Below are 12,332 nucleotides of genomic sequence, written 5' to 3'. Positions count from 1 at the left end.
CTAGCGGAATTGGGCAAGGAACCGCAGGTCGTTATCGAAGAACAGACGCAAATCGTTGACGCCGTAGCGCAGCATGGCCAGGCGCTCGGCGCCCATGCCGAAGGCGAAGCCCTGGAACTCTTCAGGGTCGATGCCGGACATGCGCAGCACGTTCGGGTGCACCATGCCGCAGCCCATCACTTCCAGCCAGCCGGTCTGCTTGCACACGCGGCAGCCTTTGCCGGAACACATCACGCACTGGATGTCGACTTCGGCGGACGGCTCGGTGAAGGGGAAGAACGATGGGCGGAAACGTACCGCCAGTTCTTTTTCGAAGAACACGCGCAGGAATTCTTCGATGGTGCCCTTGAGGTCGGCGAAGTTGATATCGCGATCGATCAGCAGGCCTTCGACCTGGTGGAACATCGGCGAGTGGGTGATATCCGAGTCGCAGCGGTATACGCGGCCCGGGCAGACAATGCGGATTGGCGGCTGGGTGGACTCCATGGTCCGCACCTGCACCGGCGAGGTGTGGGTGCGCAGCAGCATGTTGGCATTGAAGTAGAAGGTGTCGTGCATCGCCCGGGCCGGGTGGTGGCCAGGGATGTTGAGCGCTTCGAAGTTGTGGTAGTCGTCTTCGACCTCTGGGCCTTCGGCGATGCCGTAGCCGATATGGGTGAAGAACTGCTCGATGCGCTCGAGTGTACGGGTGATCGGGTGCAGGCCACCGGTGGCCTGGCCACGGCCTGGCAGGGTGACGTCAATGCATTCGGCAGCCAGGCGAGCGCTGAGCTCGGCTTCTTCGAAGGCAGCCTTGCGGGCATTGAGCACAACGGTGACGCGCTCTTTGGCGTCGTTAATCAGCGCGCCGACTTTCGGCCGCTCTTCGGCTGGCAGGTTGCCCAGGGTCTTCATCACCTGGGTCAGCTCGCCTTTCTTGCCGAGATAGTTCACCCGGATCTGTTCCAGGGTATTGATGTCTTCAGCGCGCTCCACAGCCTCGAGGGCTTGGGAGACCAACGCATCCAGGTTTTCCATGTACAGACTCCAGATACGAAAATAGGGGAAGAGCTTTGAAGGCTCTTCCCCTATCGATGACGTTCAATGCCCGACGGCGCTAGCGCCGCCGGGTGATTGTCGCGGGTACTTAAGCCAGAACGGCTTTAGCTTTCTCGACAATCGCAGCAAACGCCGCTTTTTCGTTCACTGCCAGATCGGCCAGAACCTTACGGTCGATTTCGATCGAAGCCTTTTTCAGGCCAGCAATCAGACGGCTGTAGGACAGACCGTTGGTGCGGGCACCGGCGTTGATACGAGCGATCCACAGTGCGCGGAACTGACGCTTCTTCTGACGACGGTCACGGTAGGCATATTGACCAGCCTTGATGACAGCCTGCTTGGCAACGCGGAATACGCGCGAGCGTGCACCGTAGTAGCCTTTAGCCAGTTTCAGAATTTTCTTGTGACGCTTACGAGCGATGACGCCACGCTTAACACGAGCCATGAGTAACTTCCTCTATCTAAACCAGAATTAACGTACGCGCAGCATGCGCTCGACTTTTGCCACGTCAGACGGGTGCAGCAGGCTGGCACCGCGCAGTTGACGCTTACGCTTGGTCGACATTTTGGTCAGGATGTGGCTCTTGAAAGCGTGCTTGTGCTTGAAGCCGGAAGCGGTCTTCAGGAAGCGCTTCGCAGCACCGCTCTTGGTTTTCATTTTTGGCATGTTGGAACTCCGCATTCGATAAAATTACACAATAATCATCAGGCCTGCCGTGCCCGGGAGATTACTTCTTCTTTTTGGGGGCGATGACCATCATAAGCTGGCGTCCTTCCATCTTCGGATGCTGCTCAACGGAGCCGTATTCGGCGAGGTCGGCTTCGACCCGCTTCAACAGCTCCATGCCCAGCTCCTGGTGGGCCATCTCACGGCCGCGGAATCTCAGAGAGATCTTGGCCTTGTCCCCATCGGTAAGGAAACGTACCAGGTTGCGTAGTTTTACCTGGTAATCCCCTTCTTCCGTCCCTGGACGAAACTTGATTTCTTTAATCTGGATCTGCTTCTGGTTTTTCTTGGCTTCGTTGGCCTGCTTCTTCTTCTCGAAGAGGTGCTTGCCGTAGTCCATCACCTTGCAGACGGGCGGTTGCGCGTCGGCGGAGATCTCCACCAGATCCAGCTTCGCTTCATCAGCGATACGAAGCGCTTCATCAATCGAGACGATGCCAATCTGCTCGCCGTCAGCGCCAATTAACCGAACCTCGCGTGCCGAGATATTCTCGTTGATCGGGGCTTTCGGTGCAGTTCGTTTATCGTTTCTCATTTCACGCTTAATAGTCATTACTCCGATTCTAGGCGACCGCGCTGGGCGACAGCGCTGTTGAGCAGCTGCGTGAATTCAGCCACCGGCATGGAGCCGAGGTCTTTGCCTTCACGGGTGCGTACGGCGACGGTCTGCGTTTCGACTTCGCGATCCCCTATAACCAAAAGGTACGGGACCTTGAGCAAAGTATGCTCGCGGATTTTAAAGCCGATCTTCTCATTTCTCAAGTCCGACTTGGCACGGAAACCGCTACCGTTCAGGGTATTTTCCACCTCGAGGGCGAAATCGGCCTGCTTGTCGGTGATGTTCATGATCACGGCTTGGGTTGGTGCCAGCCAGGCCGGGAACACGCCAGCGTAGTGCTCGATCAGCATGCCGATGAAGCGCTCGAACGAACCGAGGATTGCACGGTGCAGCATGACCGGGCGAACACGGCTGTTATCTTCGGCGATATAGCTGGCATCCAGGCGTTCTGGCAGGTTAGGGTCGTACTGCAGGGTACCGCACTGCCAGTTACGGCCGAGGCAGTCGCGCAGGGTGAACTCGATCTTCGGGCCATAGAAGGCGCCCTCGCCCGGCTGGTATTCCCACTCCAGGCCCGATTCGTTCAGGGCGTCGGCCAGTGCGCCTTCGGCACGGTCCCACAGCTCTTCGGAACCCACGCGCTTGGCCGGGCGGGTCGACAGCTTCATGGCGATGTCGGTGAAGCCGAAGTCCTTGTACACGTCCAGGGTCAGCTTGATGAAGTCGGCGGCTTCTTTCTTCACCTGTTCTTCGGTGCAGAAGATGTGCGCGTCGTCCTGTACGAAGCCACGCACGCGCATGATGCCGTGCAGGGCGCCGGACGGCTCGTTACGGTGGCAGGCACCGAACTCGGCCAGGCGCAGCGGCAGGTCGCGGTAGCTCTTCAGGCCCTGGTTGAACACCTGCACGTGGCACGGGCAGTTCATCGGCTTGACCGCGTAGTCACGGCTTTCCGACGAAGTGGTGAACATGTTCTCGGCGTAGTTGGACCAGTGGCCGGAACGCTCCCAGAGGATGCGGTCGACAACCTGCGGGGTCTTGATTTCCTGGTAGCCGTTGGCGCGCTGGACCTGGCGCATGTACTGCTCGAGCACCTGGTATACGGTCCAGCCATTGGCGTGCCAGAACACCATGCCCGGGGCTTCTTCCTGCAGGTGGAACAGGTCGAGCTGCTTGCCGATCTTGCGGTGGTCGCGCTTTTCCGCTTCTTCGATGCGCTGGATGTACGCCGCCAGTTGCTTCTTGTCGGCCCAGGCGGTGCCGTACACGCGCTGCAGCTGCTCGTTCTTGGCATCACCGCGCCAGTAGGCGCCGGACAGCTTGGTCAGCTTGAATGCCTTGAGGAAGCGGGTGTTCGGCACGTGCGGGCCGCGGCACATGTCGACGTATTCTTCGTGGTAGTACAGGCCCATGGCCTGCTCGTCCGGCATGTCTTCGACCAGGCGCAGCTTGTAGTCTTCACCACGGGCCTTGAACACGTCGATGACTTCGGCACGCGGGGTCACCTTCTTGATGACGTCGTAATCCTTGTCGATCAGCTCCATCATGCGCTTTTCGATGGCGGCCATGTCTTCAGGGGTGAAGGGGCGCTCGTAGGCGATGTCGTAGTAGAAGCCTTCGTCGATAACCGGGCCGATCACCATCTTGGCGGTCGGGTACAGCTGCTTCACTGCGTGGCCGACCAGGTGGGCGCACGAGTGACGGATGATCTCCAGTCCCTCTTCATCTTTAGGGGTGATGATCTGCAGGGTGGCGTCGTTGCTGATCAGGTCGCAGGCATCAACCAGCTTGCCGTCGACCTTGCCGGCCACGGTGGCCTTGGCCAGGCCGGCGCCGATGGAAGCGGCGACTTCGGCTACGGATACGGCATGATCGAACGAACGCTGACTGCCATCGGGAAGAGTAATAACGGGCATGGCGCCTCCTCTCCTAGTGGTGACCCCTACCAAAGGTCACGTGGGTTGGGATGAGCCAGTACAAGATCCGACCTGCCTTCCTCAGCGGGAAGCCTGCCTCACAGTGGCAGAAGCCTTTCGGCTTGTCAGGGACGAACCAGAGTGACTGGAAAGAAAAAAGATAGCTGCAAGTTGTAGCTGCAAGCCGGCCATGCTAGCACGCGGGTTGCACAGCAGGCAGAAATATTTGGAAATTACAGACTTCGGCTGAACTTACACGGAAAAATTCCTATCAGACCTTGGGAAGCAACCTACTCTTGATGAGACCTTAACCCAAGGAGTAACTGGTTATGCGAGTTCCGTCTCTTCTGGCCCTGGCGGCCGCTGGGGCCCTGCTGCTGCCCATGGCTGCGAACGCCGGCAACTTCCCGCCCGGAAAGGAGGCCGGCTACATGGCCCAGTGCACGCAGGTGGCCAGCGGCCAGGGCGTTGATGCTGCGACCGCGAAAAAACACTGCGAATGTGGCGCCCAAGCCATCAAAAAGAATTTCACCGACGCGGAGATTGCCGACCTCGACAGCAAGGATGGCGTGGACGCCAAGCTGATGCAGAAGGCCCAGACGGTCGTGAGACAGGCCTGCGCAGCAAAGAGCTGAAACCTTAAAGCCAGAGCAGATCAGCCATTCTTTGAGCTGAATCAATATCCTGCGAAGGTAAAAGGCGCTAGATGCGCAGAATTAGACTATGATGTGTCCCGTGCTCCGTAGCCTCGGCCGCATTGCACCACTGAAAAACTAAATGTTCTGGAGATTCACCCCATGTCCAATCGCCAACAAGGCACCGTCAAATGGTTCAATGATGAGAAAGGCTACGGCTTCATCACCCCAGCAGGCGGCGGCGACGACCTGTTCGTACACTTCAAGGCCATCGAAACTGACGGCTTCAAGAGCCTGAAAGAAGGCCAGACTGTTTCCTTCGTCGCCGAGCGCGGCCAGAAGGGCATGCAGGCTGCACAGGTTCGTCCGGAGTAATTCGGATAGCTGTAAAAAAACCCGCCCTTGTGGCGGGTTTTTTTATGGGTGCTGCATGGGCTGACGGGGCTGGCCCATGCGGGCGCGGCTTTTCTTGTGGGAGCGGCCTTGTGTCGCGAAAGGGGCGCGTAGCGACCCCAAGGTTTTCAGCTTCGCAGCATCAATGGCCGGGGCCGCTTTGCGGCCCTTTCGCGACACAAGGCCGCTCCCACAAGGACCGCGTATCAACCGCAGTTGACGCGAATCACCTTGCCCTGCTCGTCCACATTCAGGTTCAAGCGCTCGGAGCGGTACTCCAGGGTGACCACATCATGCGGTTTGAGAATGCGGGCCATTTGCGAGCCACTGGCTTTCCGCGCCTGCTCCAGCAGTTCGGCACTGGCTGGCTTGCCAATGGCGAAATCGGCGCCGCTGGCTTCGCAGCGACCATCGTTGCCAGCTGACGCGACTGGGGCTGCGCCGCCAGCAGAACTGCCACCAGTGCTGCAACCAGCCAGGACAGCAGCCACCGCCAGGGTTGCCAGGTAAGCACGGGTACGGAACATGAAGCCTCCTAAATCGGTCCGGGAACTGTCTGATCCGACAGTTCCGCTCATCTTTTGTTGCACAACCGGTCAAGTCTGCCTGAACTCGCCAGCAGAGGCGAAAACGCAATCGTGACCGGATTTTGCACAAGCCGCTGCGTTTGCCATATGCTTAAGCCGCAAGGTCACTGACGCAAAGTCATGATTTAGTGCAAGAAGTGGAGCGCACCCCGCCTCCATCGAACACCAGGGTCAGTGTTCGCCCCTTCGTCCCGGGCCCCAAGCGAGAGCCTTTCATGAGCAGCCACAGCATCGAAGCCGATATCAAGGTCAAATGGGCCGAGGGCCAGAGCGCGTACAGCCCTGGCACGCCGGAGGAGTTGCTGCTGATTGCCATCGACCTGCTGGTGCGCGATCGCGGCGCCGAGGCGGCACGCAGCTTCTTCGACCAGGTGTTCGAGCGCTACGCGCCGCACACGGCTATTCCAATCGAGCCAAACGGGCGCTGAGCAGGTCGAACAGGCCCTGGGCATCGCCCTGCTCCACCCACATCACATTGGCAGGCTGCCTGAGCACGCCGTACCAGTCGGCAAGGGTCTGGCCGAAGCTGGGGCCTTCGCGGCTGTCGATGCTCATATGGATGCGCCGGCCGCTGAACAGCTCGGGCTTGAGCAGGTAGGCGATCACGCTGGCGTCATGCACCGGGCCGCCGGGCATGCCGTACAGGTCCATATCGTGGGTAATGTAGGCATTGAGGATATCCACCACCCGTTTGCTGGCCTGGTTGTTCACCGCTGCCAGTTGCTTGAGGCGGGCGTCGCTGGTCAGCAGCTTGTGGGTGACGTCCAGCGGCAGGTAGGTCAGTTGCACACCGCTGGCCAGCACCACTTCGGCGGCATGCGGGTCGGCATAGAGGTTGAATTCCGCCGCCGGGGTGATGTTGCCGCCGTTGAAATGAGCGCCGCCCATGACCACCACCTGCTTGATGCCTTTGACGATATCCGGGCGCTGGATCAGCGCCAGGGCCAGGTTGGTCTGCGGGCCGAGCATGGCGATGGTGATGCTGTGCGGCTTGGCGGCGCCAAGGGTGTCGACCAGGTATTGCACGGCATTGCCCTGGGCCAGCGGCGTTTTCGGTTCATGAACCTGGATGCCGGTGAGGCCTTCCTCGCCGTGGACGTCGGCGGCGTAGATCGGCTTGCGCACCAGCGGGCGAGCGGCGCCGGCGTACACCGGGATGTCTTCGCGGCCGGCCCATTCGCGGGCCAGGCGAGCATTGCGCGAAGTTTTTTCCAGGCGCACGTTGCCGGCCACGGTGGTGATGGCGCGAATGTTGAGTTCCTCGGGCGAGGCCATGGCCAGGAATAGCGCGACCACGTCGTCGGCGCCTGGGTCGGTATCGATGATCAGGTCGATGGGGGCGGCCTGGAGGGTGGTGGCTGCGGCCATGAAGGCGATTCCTTATAGCAGGGGTTTGAGCATGGGTGGCACTCCTGTTGCCTGGATTGGTATTCCTGAAACACCGCAAATCCCTGTGGGAGCGGGTTTACCCGCGAAGAAGGCAGCGCGGTGGATGGCACCGGCTTCGCCGGTGTTCGCGGGTGAACCCGCTCCCACAGGGGGGCTGCGCTGACAGGAGGACGAGCTAGAAAGTCACGCCGGAAATCAGCGCGATGTTGCTGTAGGGCTGGCACTCGCCAGTGCGCACGACCGCACGAGCACTGCGCGACAGCACTTTGAAATCTTCATGGCTCAGCCATTCGCGCTTGCCCAGTTTGCCCTTCAGGCGCTCGATCTCGACCAGTGCCGGAGGCACCACTTTCTGCATCTCTTCGGCCAACACATGGCGCTCCACCTGCAACTCGCTCAGCACCGCCCGCAGTACACTGGAAAAATCCGGTAACCCAGGCGTAACGGCCAGGTCGATCAGTTCGACGCCCGGCGGCACCGGCAGCCCGGCATCGCCGATCACCAGGATGTCACCATGCCCCATACCGGCAATGGTCCGCGACAGGGCGATGTTCAGCAGTGGGGTTTTCTTCATGGTGTCAGTTCCGCCAGGTAAGGGATCGACGGCTGGGCGCCGGCGCGGGTGACCGACAAGGCCGCGGCGCGCTGACCGAAGACGATGGCTTCGCCCTCCTCCAGGCCGCGTACCAGGCCAGCGGCAAAGCCACCAATGAAGGTGTCACCAGCTGCGGTGGTGTCCAGCGGCTGCACCACCGGCGCGGGGAAGTGCTGGTGGCCCTGGGCGGTGACCAGCAAGGCCCCTTGCGCGCCCAGGGTAATGATCACTTTGCCCGCCCCCAGTTGCAGCAAGCGCTCGCCGGCGCGCCGGGCACTGTCCAGGTCGGTTATCGCAATACCGCTCAGGGCTTCGGCTTCGCTTTCGTTGGGCGTCAGGTAGTCGATGTGGGCGAACCAATCCGCCGGCAAGGGGCCGGTCGCGGGTGCCGGGTTCAGGATCACCTGCTTGCCCAGCTCACGCCCCCTGGCCAATGTCCAGGCCACGGTGTCAGCCGGCACTTCCAGCTGGCAGATGATCACCTCGGCCGCCTGCAGCAGCGCATCGAAGCGCTGTACCGACTGCGGCGTAAGCAGGCCGTTGCTACCGGGGATAATGACGATGCAGTTCTGGCTGGCGGCATCCACGGTAATCAGCGCCACACCGCTGGACACGCCTGGGCAGGTATCGACCGCCCGGCAGTCGACACCCTCTACATACAGGGCCTGGCGCAGTTGCTGGCCATAGGCATCGTCGCCGACGTTGCCGATCATTGCCACGCTGCCGCCCAGGCGTGCCACGGCCACTGCCTGGTTGGCCCCCTTGCCGCCCGGCACGGTGAAAAAGCTTTCGCCGGGGAGTGTTTCGCCGGCACGGGGCAGGCGCTGGGCGCGGGCCACCAGGTCCATGTTGAGGCTACCGACTACCACAACCTTGGCATTCATGACATTTCCTTAGCATTAGCGGCAATCGTTGAACAGGTCCGAGCGTGGCCCGGTGGACTCGCGCAGCACGATGCGCGGGGCGACGATACGTTGCTCTGCCGCACCCTGCCTAGGTGTGCCGATACGCGCCAGCAACAGCGACGCGGCGCTCTCGCCCAGCTCGCGGATCGACTGGCCCACCGTGGTCAACGGTGGGTACACATAGCGGCTGAGCTCGATGTCGTCGAAGCCGATCACCGACAGCTCGCCGGGCACGTTGATATTGCGTTCGGCCGCGGCACGCAGCACGCCGAAACCGATCATGTCGTTGCCAGCGAAAATCGCCGTGGGCCGTTTGCCCTCCAGCAAGCGGGTTGCCACTGCATGGCCACCGGGGCTGGTGAAGTCGCAGTGCAGCACACGGTTGCCCAGCACCGGCACACAGGCCTCGGCCATGGCGCGGCGGAAGCCGCTCAGGCGCAGCTGGGTAACGCCGGTCTCGGCGGGGCCGCCGATGTAGGCGATGTCGCAGTGGCCAAGCTCCAGCAAGTGTCGGGTGGCCAGGTAGGCGCCCTGCTCGTGGTCAATGCGCACCAGGTCGGCATCCACGCCGTCCAGTTCGCGGTCGACGATCACCATTGGCGTGCGCACGCCAGCCAGGCTTTGCAGCAGGTCGCTGTCCTGCCCCACCGAGGCCACCACCAGGCCGTCGATGCGCTTTTCCAGCAGCACGCGCAGGTAGCTGCGCTGCTTCTGCGGGTTGTCGTCGGAGTTGCACAGGATCACGCAGTAGCCGTTGCGCTCGCAGGCGTCTTCAATGCCCCGCGCCAGCTCGGCGAAGTACGGGTTGACGCTGTTGGGCACCAGCAAGCCGATGGTGGCCGTGCTGCGCGCCTTCAGCGAACGGGCCACGGCGCTGGGCACGTAGTCGAGCTCGGCGATGGCGGCCTCTACTTTCAGCCGTACCTGCTCGCTGACCGGCCGGGTCTTGTTCAGCACATGGGACACGGTGGTGTAGGAAATACCCGCCAGTGCCGCGACGTCTTTGATGGTTGCCATGTTCTCAGTTCCGCCGGCCTGCACGCCGGCTACGGTAAGTGTCGAGCACCACGGCGATGACGATCACCGCCCCGGTGATGATGCGCTTGGTCGGTTCGCTGGCACCGATCTGTGCCAGCCCGGCGGCCAGCACCGAAATGATCAGTACACCAAAGAAGGTACTGATGACCGAGCCACGCCCGCCCATCAGGCTGGTACCGCCAATCACCACGGCAGCGATCACCTGCAGCTCCAGGCCGGAGCCGGCATTGGGGTCGGCGGCTTCCAGGCGCGAGATCTGGAACAGTGCAGCCAGGCCGGCGAGCAGGCCCATCAGCGCGAACACCAGCACCTTGTACGGGCGCGGGTCGATGCCGGCCAGGCGCACGGCCTCTTCGTTGGTACCGATGCCGATCAGGTAGCGGCCGAACACCGTGCGGGTCAGCACCAACTGGGCCAGCACGATCACCAGCAGTGCGATGATGAATGCCGGCGAGATGCCGAATGCGATGGGGTTGGAGAACCAGGCATAGGCATCGCCGATATAGGCAGTGCGCGAGTCGGTGAACTGGTAGGCGAGGCCGCGGGCCATTTCCAGCACGCCAAGCGAGACGATGAACGACGGAATGCGCCAGGCTACAGTGACGCCGCCGGTGATGCTGCCGGCCAGCGCGGCCACGGCCATACCCAGCAGGGCCGAAGGCAGCACGCCCCAGCCCCAGCCGAGGATCGCCACACTGACCGTCGAGGCCGCCAGCGCCAGCACCGAGCCCACCGAAAGGTCGATACCGCCGATGATCAGCACGAAGGTCATGCCCACCGCCAGCACCATCAGGTCGGGGATCTGGTTGGCCAGGGTACTGAAGGTGTTGTACGACCAGAAGTGGCTGCTGAGGAACGAGAACAGCACGATCATCGCCAGCAAGGCGCCGGCCAGGCCCAAGTAGGTACCCAGGCCAAGGTAGGTAGCACTGCGGCGCACCGGTGCGGCGCCTTGGCTGTCGAGCGGGGTGGTTTTCATGCATCCATCCTGGGGGCTGCATCATGCAGCAGTGCGTCACGTTTCTGATAACCGGCGAAGGCCGCGGCCAGCAACTGGTCCTGGCTCCAATGGTCACGCTCGAAGGTGTCGACCAAGCGCCCGGCCGACAGCACGGCGATGCGGTCGCAGATCAGCATCAGTTCGCGCAGGTCGCTGGACACCACCACCAGGGCCTTGCCCTGGCGCGCCAGTTCGGCCAGCAGGCCATAGATGTCGAATTTGGCGCCGACGTCTATGCCACGGGTGGGCTCGTCGAACAGCAGCACCCGGCAGTCGCGCTCCAGCCAGCGACCGATCACCACCTTCTGCTGGTTGCCGCCCGACAGCTCACCCACCACCTGCTGCGGGCCGGCACTGCGAATGCGCATGGCCTGGATCTGGCGCTCGGCCAAGGCCTTTTCGGCCTCGCCATCGAGCACACCGGCCCGTGATACCGCGCCGAGGTTGCCCAGGGCGATGTTGGCGCTGATCGACTGCGTCAGTAGCAGGCCCTCGCCTTTGCGGTCTTCGGTGATCAGCGCGATACCGGCCTGCACGGCGGCCCTGGGCGAGTCGATGGTGACCGCCTGCGGTGGCTGGCCGAGCGCGATACTGCCACTGTCGGCGCGGTCGGCACCGTAGATCAGGCGCAACAGCTCAGTACGGCCGGCACCGATCAGGCCGGAGATGCCGAAGATCTCCCCTGCCCTGACATCGAACGACACTTCACGCACCTTGTCCGCGCGGCTGAGCTTGTCCACCTTGAGCAGTGGCGCGCCGATCTGCCGGCGGCCCAGGTCGATATGCTCGCCCAGCTCGCGGCCGACCATCAGGTTGACCAGTTCGGCGCTGCTGTAACGCTGGATCGGCTCGTCGCACACCAGCTTGCCGTCGCGCAGCACGACGATGCGCTGGGCCACGCGTTGCAGTTCTTCCAGGCGGTGGGAGATGTACACGATGGCCACGCCACGCTGGCGCAGGCGCTCGATCTGGGTGAACAGCAGCTCCACCTCGCGCGCGGTGAGCATGGCGGTGGGTTCGTCGAAGATCAGTACATGGCAGTCGCCGATCAGGTTGCGGGCGATCTCAACCATCTGCTGATGGCCGATGCCCAGCTCGCCAACCGGGGTGTCCGGGTCGATTGCGTCGAGGCCGACCTGGGCCATGGCCGCCGTGGCCAGTTGGCGCAGGCGCTTTTGGCTGATCCAGCCGAAGCGACCGGGAAGGTTGTCGAGGAACAGGTTTTCGGCCACGGTCAGCGTGGGCAGCAGGTTCAGTTCCTGCATGACCATGCGCACGCCGAGGCGCTCGGCCTCGCTGCGGCTACCGGGCGCGTAGGCCTGGCCGCGGTAGCGCATGTGCCCGGTAGTGGGGGGTTCCAGGCCACTGATGAGCTTGGACAGGGTACTCTTGCCCGCGCCATTCTCGCCGGTCAAGGCCAGCACTTCGCCGGCCCGCAGGTTCAGGCTGACCTCGCCGAGCACAGGCTGGGCGTAGGTCTTGCCCAGGCCGCTGGCGGCGAGCACCACTTCATTGGCCGATGCAGGCATGGCCGTTTCTCCTGCCAGCGA

General features: G+C 62.4%; 15 protein-coding genes. 3 read left to right on the top strand and 12 right to left on the bottom strand.

What is annotated here, in order from left to right; translation table 11 throughout:
* From pheS to thrS, 5 genes are all read right to left on the bottom strand, one after another.
* Positions 1 to 1,017, bottom strand: coding sequence for a phenylalanine--tRNA ligase subunit alpha (gene pheS / locus CAY82_RS04570; RefSeq protein WP_013972006.1), 1,017 nt, complete (start codon positions 1,015 to 1,017; stop codon positions 1 to 3).
* Between the two features lie 109 nt (positions 1,018 to 1,126).
* Positions 1,127 to 1,483: a 50S ribosomal protein L20 gene (rplT, locus tag CAY82_RS04565; protein WP_003250671.1), complete on the bottom strand. Its 357-nt coding sequence runs from the start codon at positions 1,481 to 1,483 to the stop codon at positions 1,127 to 1,129.
* Positions 1,484 to 1,510: 27 nt separating this feature from the next.
* Positions 1,511 to 1,705 (bottom strand): 50S ribosomal protein L35, encoded by a 195-nt coding sequence (gene rpmI, locus CAY82_RS04560; protein ID WP_003250667.1) that lies wholly within the window; start codon positions 1,703 to 1,705, stop codon positions 1,511 to 1,513.
* A gap of 61 nt (positions 1,706 to 1,766) precedes the next feature.
* Positions 1,767 to 2,318 carry a translation initiation factor IF-3 gene (gene infC, locus CAY82_RS04555; protein ID WP_013972005.1) on the bottom strand — a complete coding sequence of 184 codons (552 nt, stop codon included), beginning with the start codon at positions 2,316 to 2,318 and terminating at the stop codon, positions 1,767 to 1,769.
* Positions 2,318 to 4,240: a threonine--tRNA ligase gene (gene thrS / locus CAY82_RS04550; protein WP_087500111.1), complete on the bottom strand. Its 1,923-nt coding sequence runs from the start codon at positions 4,238 to 4,240 to the stop codon at positions 2,318 to 2,320. Before thrS ends, infC begins: the two co-directional genes overlap by 1 nt.
* A 329-nt stretch (positions 4,241 to 4,569) precedes the next feature.
* Between thrS and CAY82_RS04545 the strand changes: the two genes are divergently transcribed.
* Together CAY82_RS04545 and CAY82_RS04540 are read left to right on the top strand one after the other, a co-directional pair.
* Positions 4,570 to 4,875 carry a hypothetical protein gene (locus CAY82_RS04545; RefSeq protein ID WP_087500110.1) on the top strand — a complete coding sequence of 102 codons (306 nt, stop codon included), beginning with the start codon at positions 4,570 to 4,572 and terminating at the stop codon, positions 4,873 to 4,875.
* 162 nt (positions 4,876 to 5,037) lie between these two features.
* Positions 5,038 to 5,250: a cold-shock protein gene (locus CAY82_RS04540; RefSeq protein ID WP_087500109.1), complete on the top strand. Its 213-nt coding sequence runs from the start codon at positions 5,038 to 5,040 to the stop codon at positions 5,248 to 5,250.
* 224 nt (positions 5,251 to 5,474) lie between these two features.
* Here the strand turns inward: CAY82_RS04540 and CAY82_RS04535 are convergent, their stop codons facing one another.
* Positions 5,475 to 5,795: an I78 family peptidase inhibitor gene (locus CAY82_RS04535; protein ID WP_087500108.1), complete on the bottom strand. Its 321-nt coding sequence runs from the start codon at positions 5,793 to 5,795 to the stop codon at positions 5,475 to 5,477.
* A 275-nt stretch (positions 5,796 to 6,070) separates the two neighbouring features.
* Between CAY82_RS04535 and CAY82_RS04530 the strand changes: the two genes are divergently transcribed.
* Positions 6,071 to 6,283, top strand: a complete 213-nt coding sequence (locus tag CAY82_RS04530; protein WP_087500107.1) for a hypothetical protein — start codon at positions 6,071 to 6,073, stop codon at positions 6,281 to 6,283.
* Here CAY82_RS04530 and CAY82_RS04525 read toward each other — a convergent pair.
* From CAY82_RS04525 to CAY82_RS04495, 6 genes are all read right to left on the bottom strand, one after another.
* Positions 6,255 to 7,223, bottom strand: coding sequence for a nucleoside hydrolase (locus tag CAY82_RS04525; protein WP_087500106.1), 969 nt, complete (start codon positions 7,221 to 7,223; stop codon positions 6,255 to 6,257). The genes CAY82_RS04530 and CAY82_RS04525 overlap by 29 nt on opposite strands.
* A 196-nt stretch (positions 7,224 to 7,419) precedes the next feature.
* Positions 7,420 to 7,818 (bottom strand): D-ribose pyranase, encoded by a 399-nt coding sequence (rbsD, locus tag CAY82_RS04515; protein ID WP_087500104.1) that lies wholly within the window; start codon positions 7,816 to 7,818, stop codon positions 7,420 to 7,422.
* Positions 7,815 to 8,723 carry a ribokinase gene (gene rbsK / locus CAY82_RS04510; RefSeq protein WP_087500103.1) on the bottom strand — a complete coding sequence of 303 codons (909 nt, stop codon included), beginning with the start codon at positions 8,721 to 8,723 and terminating at the stop codon, positions 7,815 to 7,817. Before rbsK ends, rbsD begins: the two co-directional genes overlap by 4 nt.
* A 15-nt stretch (positions 8,724 to 8,738) precedes the next feature.
* Positions 8,739 to 9,761 carry a LacI family DNA-binding transcriptional regulator gene (locus CAY82_RS04505; RefSeq protein WP_087500102.1) on the bottom strand — a complete coding sequence of 341 codons (1,023 nt, stop codon included), beginning with the start codon at positions 9,759 to 9,761 and terminating at the stop codon, positions 8,739 to 8,741.
* A 4-nt stretch (positions 9,762 to 9,765) separates the two neighbouring features.
* Positions 9,766 to 10,761, bottom strand: coding sequence for an ABC transporter permease (locus CAY82_RS04500; protein ID WP_087500101.1), 996 nt, complete (start codon positions 10,759 to 10,761; stop codon positions 9,766 to 9,768).
* Positions 10,758 to 12,311, bottom strand: coding sequence for a sugar ABC transporter ATP-binding protein (locus CAY82_RS04495; RefSeq protein WP_087500100.1), 1,554 nt, complete (start codon positions 12,309 to 12,311; stop codon positions 10,758 to 10,760). The genes CAY82_RS04500 and CAY82_RS04495 overlap by 4 nt, the downstream gene beginning before the upstream one ends.
* Between the last annotated feature and the right edge of the window lie 21 nt (positions 12,312 to 12,332).

The organism is Pseudomonas sp. SID14000 (genome assembly GCF_002165135.1).
Classification (GTDB): Bacteria; Pseudomonadota; Gammaproteobacteria; order Pseudomonadales; family Pseudomonadaceae; genus Aquipseudomonas.
This window is presented reverse-complemented; position numbering and strand designations above follow the sequence as displayed.

Bases quoted from the DNA above. Each gene is read 5' to 3' on its own strand.
- pheS (WP_013972006.1), bottom strand. From the start codon at position 1,017: ATGGAAAACCTGGATGCGTTGGTCTCCCAAGCCCTCGAGGCTGTGGAG.
- rplT (WP_003250671.1), bottom strand. From the start codon at position 1,483: ATGGCTCGTGTTAAGCGTGGCGTCATCGCTCGTAAGCGTCACAAGAAA.
- rpmI (WP_003250667.1), bottom strand. From the start codon at position 1,705: ATGCCAAAAATGAAAACCAAGAGCGGTGCTGCGAAGCGCTTCCTGAAG.
- infC (WP_013972005.1), bottom strand. From the start codon at position 2,318: ATGACTATTAAGCGTGAAATGAGAAACGATAAACGAACTGCACCGAAA.
- thrS (WP_087500111.1), bottom strand. From the start codon at position 4,240: ATGCCCGTTATTACTCTTCCCGATGGCAGTCAGCGTTCGTTCGATCAT.
- CAY82_RS04545 (WP_087500110.1), top strand. From the start codon at position 4,570: ATGCGAGTTCCGTCTCTTCTGGCCCTGGCGGCCGCTGGGGCCCTGCTG.
- CAY82_RS04540 (WP_087500109.1), top strand. From the start codon at position 5,038: ATGTCCAATCGCCAACAAGGCACCGTCAAATGGTTCAATGATGAGAAA.
- CAY82_RS04535 (WP_087500108.1), bottom strand. From the start codon at position 5,795: ATGTTCCGTACCCGTGCTTACCTGGCAACCCTGGCGGTGGCTGCTGTC.
- CAY82_RS04530 (WP_087500107.1), top strand. From the start codon at position 6,071: ATGAGCAGCCACAGCATCGAAGCCGATATCAAGGTCAAATGGGCCGAG.
- CAY82_RS04525 (WP_087500106.1), bottom strand. From the start codon at position 7,223: ATGGCCGCAGCCACCACCCTCCAGGCCGCCCCCATCGACCTGATCATC.
- rbsD (WP_087500104.1), bottom strand. From the start codon at position 7,818: ATGAAGAAAACCCCACTGCTGAACATCGCCCTGTCGCGGACCATTGCC.
- rbsK (WP_087500103.1), bottom strand. From the start codon at position 8,723: ATGAATGCCAAGGTTGTGGTAGTCGGTAGCCTCAACATGGACCTGGTG.
- CAY82_RS04505 (WP_087500102.1), bottom strand. From the start codon at position 9,761: ATGGCAACCATCAAAGACGTCGCGGCACTGGCGGGTATTTCCTACACC.
- CAY82_RS04500 (WP_087500101.1), bottom strand. From the start codon at position 10,761: ATGAAAACCACCCCGCTCGACAGCCAAGGCGCCGCACCGGTGCGCCGC.
- CAY82_RS04495 (WP_087500100.1), bottom strand. From the start codon at position 12,311: ATGCCTGCATCGGCCAATGAAGTGGTGCTCGCCGCCAGCGGCCTGGGC.